The following is a 7,834-nucleotide window of genomic DNA, read 5'->3' on the forward strand; positions in this document are numbered from 1 at the left end:
CCACCAACACGTTCGAAAGTGCGCTCTTGTAATACACGCAATAATTTAACTTGCATAGGTTGCGGCATATCACCAATTTCATCTAAAAATAAGGTGCCGCCATTGGCTTGCTCAAAGCGACCTTTACGCACACTGTCGGCCCCAGTGAACGCGCCTTTTTCATGACCAAATAACTCCGACTCCACCAGTTCTTTGGGAATAGCCGCCATATTGAGGGCGATAAACTGCTGTTCTTTACGCGGACTATGGTTATGCAACGCACTGGCAACCAGCTCTTTACCGGTTCCCGATTCGCCGTTAATAAGTACGCTCATGCTTGACGCCGCAAGCTTACCTATAGCACGAAACACCTCCTGCATTGCAGGGGCTTCGCCAATAATGTGTGCGCTTTTAGGCGGGGCATGCTTGCGTTTGGTTTTTTTAGTTGCATTTGCTCGGTAGGCACTTTCAACTAACGCCACAGCTTCGTTTAAATCAAATGGTTTGGCTAAATACTCAAACGCCCCTTTTTGAAACGCATTAACTGCTGAGTCTAAATCGGAATGCGCGGTAATAATAATCACCGGTAAGCCGGGCACTTCTGCGGCTATCAGCTCTAGCAGTGCCATACCATCCATGCCAGGCATTCTAACATCGGAGATCAACACACTGGGCTGGCTAAACTTGAGTGCATGTAACACGTCCTGCGCATTGGCAAAGCTTTCTACTGCAAATCCTGCGCGAGTGAGGGCTTTTTCTAGTACAAAACGTATTGATGCATCATCATCAACCAACCAAACTGTTTTCATGCAAACTCCAAATTCAAACGTTAATCTGCCAGTGGCAGATAAATATTAAACTCTGTGTGTCCGGGCCAGCTGTCGCATTCAATATAGCCATTGTGTTGGTCTATTAATGTTTGCGCGATTGAAAGCCCTAACCCAGAGCCGCCTTCTTTATTGGTGATCATCGGATAAAACAGCGTATCGCGTACGCTATTATCAATGCCGGGGCCGTTATCAAGCACCTGAATTAACAGCGCCTTTTTAGGTGCTTTGCCGGGACGACGGTGTTGGTAATTAATGCGAGTTTTAATTTTTATTTCCCCGCCATTAATTAACGCTTGTTGTGCATTTCGCACAATATTGAGCACCACTTGCTGTACTTTACTTTGATCAATATACACATCGGGAATACTGGGGTCGTAGTCTTTTACTAAGCTAATATTGTCACTATTATCGAGTGTACTTAGCTTGATCACCGACTCTAACGTTTGATGTATATTGCCATAAGACTTTTGCGGTAATTGATTAGGGCCAAGCAGCCTATCAACTAATTCACGTAATCTATCGGCTTGTTCAATAATAAGTTCTGCACATTGATCTCTTTCTTGTTGATCAACCTCATACTGCAATAACTGCGCCGCTCCGCGAATTCCCCCTAACGGATTTTTAATTTCGTGCGCCAGTCCGCGAATTAAATTGCGCGCCGCTTGGTATTGGTGCATTTGATTAGACGCTTGGTCGTGTTTTATTTCATCATCGGTTTGTCGGCATTCTAATAAAATATACACCGCGTCTTGATGTTTAATTTGTCGTGAGCTAACCGCTAATTTAGCGTGGCGAGAGTCGACAAATACCACGTCAGCCCTGTGCTGGTGGCAATCTACCCCATCTATTAAGGAGTACTGTGCGATGCGTTTTAAATCGATTGAATGGTAGTTAAATAAACTATCGAAAGGCTGTCCTAATAAACGCTTAGTACCCAGCCCCAGTAATTCACTGGTGCTGGTATTGGCGTATATTAGGGTAAAGTCTGCACTCAGCAGCATCACGGCGGTTGTTTGATTTTGCCAAATGGCATTGAGTAGCTCTGGGCTAAAATGTGTTTTATTGGGCATCATTGCACCATTTTAGTGCGTTAGTATTTACAGGCAAGTTATTTAATTAATTTACCCTGCAGTATGGAAGTTAAATGGTGTGTCTCAGTTAACTAATTAGCGAAGTTTAACCCTTTGCGATGCATAAAAAATATGCTTTTAGGGCTGACAGCAATCACTTGATTATTTTTATTATACAGTTTGGCTTGTAACACGTGCTCACCTCGTGCGACATCTCTTAATGCAAAAGTAGAGGAGTCACTCGGTGGGCCGTAAGATGTACCATTAACAAACAGCACGATAGTGAAATCTTGTTCAAAACGCGGTGTTATACGGGTAGTCACATACACAGAGCCGGTATTTTCACGCACCGTTTGATTATGCTCTGGGGCCGAAATAGCAATACTAAACGCCGCTGCAGCAGGCGGTGTGGGTGTATTTAAAATATCAGTATTAGTGGCGGGCATATTTAAGTCTTGGCTGGTAAGTTTTACCTCTTTAGCACCACTGCGTGGGGTATCCGAAAATACTAATACGCCATTTTTGTCTTTCCATGTGTAAATTTTTTTTTCACTTGCATAGCTATAAGCGCTTAATAACGAAGCAATTAATAGTAATAAAATCTTGCTATTCACTCTGCGACCCTGCATTGACAACACTCACTTCACTGTAGTGGAGAATACGCTAATTTACCATTAAAAAAGCCCGCAAAGCGGGCTTGAGAACACATTCTTAACGCTTTATAAGCTTAACAGCTGTAGTACATGTCAAACTCAACTGGATGAGTGGTCATGTTTAGTTTTTCAACTTCTTTAGACTTAAGCTCAATGTAAGCATCGATAAGGTCATTGGTGAATACGCCACCTTGGTTTAAGAACTCACGGTCTGCATCAAGTGCTGCAAGCGCTTCTTCTAGTGATGCAGCCACGGTTGGGATTTCTGCGGCTTCTTCAGCAGGCAGATCGTATAAGTCTTTATCCATAGCATCACCAGGATGGATTTTGTTTTTAATCCCGTCAAGGCCAGCCATTAGCATGGCAGCAAACGCCAGGTATGGGTTCGCAGTTGGATCAGGGAAGCGCACTTCAATACGACGACCTTTAGCTGATGGAACAACTGGAATACGAATTGAAGCTGAGCGGTTACGTGCAGAGTATGCAAGCATCACTGGTGCTTCAAAGCCCGGTACTAAACGTTTGTATGAGTTAGTAGAGGCATTTGCAAAGGCGTTAATTGCCTTAGCATGCTTGATAATACCACCGATGTAGTAAAGTGCCTCTTCAGAAAGACCACCGTACTTGTCACCGGCAAATAAGTTAACACCATCTTTTGCTAATGATTGGTGACAATGCATACCAGAGCCGTTATCACCGACAATAGGTTTAGGCATAAAGGTCGCCGTTTTACCATATAAATGCGCCATGTTATGAATAACATATTTCATTTCTTGGATTTCATCGGCTTTAATTACCATAGTATTAAAACGAGTGGCAATTTCGTTTTGACCTGCCGTTGATACTTCGTGGTGATGCGCTTCAACCACCTGACCCATCTCTTCTAGCACTAAACAAGTTGCTGAGCGCCAATCTTGAAAGTCGTCAACTGGGGCAACTGGAAAGTAACCGCCTTTAACACCAGGGCGATGACCTGTGTTGCCATCGGCATACTCTTTATCTGAGTTCCATGCCGCTTGTTTTGAATCAATTTTGTACATTGAGCCAGACATGTCGGTTTTAAATTTGATGTCGTCAAAAACAAAAAACTCTGGCTCAGGGCCAAATAAAACCGTATCAGCAATACCGGTAGAGCGCATGTATTCTTCAGCACGTTGTGCTACAGAACGCGGATCGCGCTCATAGCCTTGAAGTGTAGAAGGTTCTACTACGTCACAACGTAAAATTAGCGTCGCCTCTTCTGTGAAAGGGTCAAGCTTAGCTGACTCAGGCACTGGCATAAGCACCATGTCTGATTCGTTGATGCCTTTCCAGCCTGCAATTGAAGAACCATCGAACATTTTACCATCTTCAAAAAAGTCTTCATCAATTTGGTGATGAGGAATTGAAACATGCTGTTCTTTACCTTTGGTATCAGTAAAGCGTAAATCAATGAACTTGACGTCATTTTCTTTAATAAAATCTAAAACCGATTGTGACATGTGTCCTCCAACTATTGGGTTTTATTATTGCTGCTTATTTTCTTTGCGTTATATAAGCTGATTTTGTGCCACTATTGTAATAGACTGTTTATATTGAAAAAAAATATAAAAGTAACAATAGACAACACTATCAAGCACCATTTTGGTGCGTAATTGCTCTAGTATAGTGCAACAATTACCGAGTAAAAAATTGTACGCTATTTAATCGTCATAGATTAACACAAAGAAAATGGAAAAGACTGCGCAAAATGGCAATAAAAGGCTAAATAGGGAGGTTTTTATAAAAATAGTAAAAATTTATTTTCTATAATTAATCAATTTAAAACAGTGAGTTAAATAAAAATGTGCGAAAGTTTGCAAATTTATTTTGGATAAACTTTCATCCATTCCATTTATAAGGGATAATATGCGCCCTTTTAAATCCTATGCTGGGACATCTCGTGAAAACGCGGGTGAGTGCATATAGCCCCTGCAGGATCAATGAGATTCAATTTCTCTGAGTGAATATATGAGTATCGAAAAGTTAAGAAATATAGCAATTATCGCCCACGTTGACCATGGTAAAACCACCCTAGTTGACAAACTGCTTGAGTTTTCAGGCACATTAGAAACACGCGGCGGTAATGAAGAACGCGTGATGGATTCAAACGATATCGAAAGAGAGCGTGGCATTACGATTTTAGCGAAAAACACCGCTATTTCATGGAATGATTACCACATTAATATCGTAGATACCCCAGGACACGCCGATTTCGGTGGTGAAGTGGAACGCGTACTTTCTATGGCTGACTCAGTACTACTTATTGTTGACGCTCAAGAAGGTCCAATGCCACAAACGCGCTTTGTAACGCAAAAGGCATTCGCACAAGGTTTAAAACCTATTGTTGTTATCAATAAAATTGATAAGCCAGGCGCACGCCCAGATTGGGTTATGGATCAAATCTTTGATTTATTCGATAACTTAGGCGCGACAGACGAGCAGTTAGATTTTAAAGTAATTTATGCTTCTGCTATCAACGGTTGGGCTACATTAGATTTAGATCAGCCGTCAGACAACATGGACGCGATGTTCCAGATGATCGTTGACGAAGTATCACCACCGGATGCGGATCCTGAAGGCGACTTCCAAATGCAGATCTCACAACTTGATTACAACTCTTATGTAGGTGTAATCGGTGTGGGTCGTATCAAGCGTGGTTCAGTTGCACCAAACCAACAAGTAACTATCATCAGCGCTGATGGCACTAAACGTAACGGTAAAATTGGTACAGTACAAAGCTATTTAGGCCTTGAGCGTATTGAAACTGACCGTGGTTATGCAGGTAACATTGTAACCGTTACGGGTATTGGCGAACTGAAAATTTCAGACACTGTATGTTGTCCTAGCAATGTTGAAGCATTACCACCACTAAGTGTTGATGAGCCTACAGTAACCATGACGTTCTCGGTAAATAACTCACCGTTCTGTGGTAAAGAAGGTAAGTTTGTTACGTCACGTAATATCCGTGAGCGTTTAGACAAAGAGTTAGTGCATAACGTTGCACTACGTGTAGCAGATACCGATAACCCAGATAGCTTCCGCGTATCGGGTCGTGGTGAATTACACTTAGGTATCTTAATCGAAAACATGCGTCGTGAAGGCTACGAGTTAGCTGTATCACGTCCAGAAGTAATTTTACGTGAAGTGGATGGTCAGCTAGAAGAACCATACGAAACGTTAACCATTGACTGTCAAGAAGAACACCAAGGTTCTATCATGGAGCAAATTGGTCTGCGTAAAGGTGAGCTTACTGACATGTCTCCAGATGGTAAAGGCCGTATGCGTATGGACTTTATGATCCCAAGCCGTGGTTTAATTGGCTTCCAAACTGATTTCATGACGCTAACATCTGGTTCTGGTCTTATGTATCATACGTTTGATCACTACGGTCCGCACAAAGGTGGCGAGCTAGGTGTGCGTAAGAACGGCGTAATGATTGCAAATGCAACTGGTAAAGCACTAACTAACGCATTATTTAACTTACAAGAGCGCGGCCGTTTATTTATCGGTCACGGTGTTGAAGTTTATGAAGGTATGGTTATCGGTATTCATAGCCGTGATAACGACCTTACGGTTAATGCGCTTAAAGGTAAGCAGCTTACTAACGTTCGTGCATCGGGTACCGATGAAGCACAAACATTAACACCAGCACTTAACTATACTCTTGAACAAGCGCTTGAGTTTATTGCTGATGATGAATTAGTAGAAGTAACGCCTGAGAACATTCGTATTCGTAAACGTCACTTAACTGAAAGTGAGCGTAAGCGCGCGGGTCGTTCAGCTAAAGCTTAATTGCCTTAGAGAAACGCATTGAAAAGCCGCTGTATTGCAAAATACAGCGGCTTTTTTGTGACTGAGAGTAACAGCAGCTTGCAGTGTCTAACGGTCAGTTGTCAGATCAGAAATACCCGGCTGTTACGTGAGTGCTATCATCTATTTATCGCTAAAGCGCAGCGCCTCTTTGTGAATCATTTACTTAAAGAAGTTTGCACAAAGAAAAGAGCGTAAGAAGTAAAAGAGTGAAGCTAAAAGCCGCCGATAATGCCAAGCACCCGTGTTTGCTGGTAGGGTATTTTTCGTTGCGTTTCGCGGCGCTCAAGCCAACCTGGGTGCATAACTGACAATTACTTAAAGCTTAATTGTTTCGCCTTCATTTAAAATATACAGGGGTATTTTAGAGTCCATTTTTTTATGCATATACAATAAACGCAGCAGTGCTGAGTGACTGCTGTGATCGCCCATTTGCCAACTTGAGTTACCATAGCCCCACGGTATCATTAGTTTGCAGTTTAGCTCTTGAGCGGCACTCAAGGCATCCTCTGGGGTGGTGTGTACATAACGATACCAATTAGCATTTTGTTCATGGTAATAAGAGGCTATCGGCATCAAACACACGTCGATATCACCGTATTTTTGTTGTATGTCGTTAAAGTGTTTTGAATAGCCAGTATCACCGGCAAAAAATAATGTGCGGCCGTTTTGCTCCAACAACCAACCATTCCATAAGTCTTTGTTTTGATCTTCGTAAAGATAGGGAATAAGCACGCGGCTACTAAAGTGATGCGCAGGCACGGCGTGAATGTTTAAATCGTCAATAGTGGTTTTTGCATACCATGCCATTTCGCTAATATTGAAGCCGTTTGTGGGAAAGTTATCGGCTAACCCAAGTGGTACTAAATAGCGAGGGCTATTACCAATTTCTGCGATGTCGGCTTTATTAAAGTGATCATAATGCAGGTGAGAATACATTACGGCGTCGATGTTTTTTAGTTCATGAGTAGAAAGCCAGTCGCCAGGTTGTCGGTAAAACCCTGCCGTGAGCCGAAAAGCTAAATCGACAGGGGAGTCAAATTGCGCCTTAACAGGGTCAAATAGCAGTTGCTGGCCGTTAGGGGATTTTATGATAAACCCGGCATGACCAAGCCAGCGTACGGTAAAGTGTGTGTTTAACTGAGGAGTGGGTTGTGTACCTGTGTACAGGCAATTTTCGCCTTGTGTTTCGCATATTAGCTGAGCATTACTAGGGTAGCAGTGGCTTTCACAGCTAACAGGGTAGCTTTTTTTACCAGGATACAGGTTATGATAACGCCCAGCTTGTTCGCCCTGTTGATGCAACGGGATCACTGTATTGGGGCCGGCAATAATTTGCACCTGATTAGCCGCACTACAAGCGACTAAAGTGCTTACACAGATGAGTAAACTTAGGCTACGTAGTTTCATAGTTAACGATTCTTATTGTTCTAATAAGGTAAAAGTGTAGCAAATATGGTTAAATAAAAAC

At 42.5% G+C, this 7,834-nt stretch carries 6 protein-coding genes; 1 reads left to right on the forward strand and 5 read right to left on the reverse strand.

Features of this window, described 5'->3' with window-relative positions; genetic code table 11:
* The 4 genes from ABYB02_RS12070 to glnA all read right to left on the reverse strand — a co-directional run.
* Positions 1 to 788 (reverse strand): sigma 54-interacting transcriptional regulator (locus ABYB02_RS12070; RefSeq protein ID WP_372762696.1); only part of this gene is annotated, 788 nt, incomplete at its 3' end.
* Between the two features lie 20 nt (positions 789 to 808).
* Positions 809 to 1,879 (reverse strand): nitrogen regulation protein NR(II), encoded by a 1,071-nt coding sequence (gene glnL / locus ABYB02_RS12075; RefSeq protein ID WP_372762697.1) that lies wholly within the window; start codon positions 1,877 to 1,879, stop codon positions 809 to 811.
* Between the two features lie 92 nt (positions 1,880 to 1,971).
* On the reverse strand, positions 1,972 to 2,493 hold the full coding sequence (locus ABYB02_RS12080; protein WP_372762698.1) for a DUF4124 domain-containing protein: 522 nt from the start codon (positions 2,491 to 2,493) through the stop codon (positions 1,972 to 1,974).
* Positions 2,494 to 2,606: 113 nt separating this feature from the next.
* On the reverse strand, positions 2,607 to 4,013 hold the full coding sequence (gene glnA / locus ABYB02_RS12085; RefSeq protein ID WP_372762699.1) for a glutamate--ammonia ligase: 1,407 nt from the start codon (positions 4,011 to 4,013) through the stop codon (positions 2,607 to 2,609).
* A gap of 508 nt (positions 4,014 to 4,521) precedes the next feature.
* On the opposite strand from glnA, the gene typA reads away from it, so the two are divergent.
* Positions 4,522 to 6,345 (forward strand): translational GTPase TypA, encoded by a 1,824-nt coding sequence (gene typA, locus ABYB02_RS12090; protein WP_372762700.1) that lies wholly within the window; start codon positions 4,522 to 4,524, stop codon positions 6,343 to 6,345.
* 336 nt (positions 6,346 to 6,681) lie between these two features.
* Here typA and ABYB02_RS12095 read toward each other — a convergent pair whose 3' ends face one another.
* Positions 6,682 to 7,773 carry an MBL fold metallo-hydrolase gene (locus ABYB02_RS12095; protein ID WP_372762701.1) on the reverse strand — a complete coding sequence of 364 codons (1,092 nt, stop codon included), beginning with the start codon at positions 7,771 to 7,773 and terminating at the stop codon, positions 6,682 to 6,684.
* Positions 7,774 to 7,834 lie beyond the last annotated feature (61 nt).

The sequence above is a fragment of the Pseudoalteromonas sp. genome, from assembly GCF_041613455.1.
GTDB lineage: Bacteria > Pseudomonadota > Gammaproteobacteria > Enterobacterales > Alteromonadaceae > Pseudoalteromonas.

What these genes read in the sequence shown, in the direction of transcription:
- glnA (WP_372762699.1), bottom strand. Translation starts at nt 4,013, where the DNA reads ATGTCACAATCGGTTTTAGATTTTATTAAAGAAAATGACGTCAAGTTC.
- typA (WP_372762700.1), top strand. Translation starts at nt 4,522, where the DNA reads ATGAGTATCGAAAAGTTAAGAAATATAGCAATTATCGCCCACGTTGAC.
- ABYB02_RS12095 (WP_372762701.1), bottom strand. Translation starts at nt 7,773, where the DNA reads ATGAAACTACGTAGCCTAAGTTTACTCATCTGTGTAAGCACTTTAGTC.
- glnL (WP_372762697.1), bottom strand. Translation starts at nt 1,879, where the DNA reads ATGCCCAATAAAACACATTTTAGCCCAGAGCTACTCAATGCCATTTGG.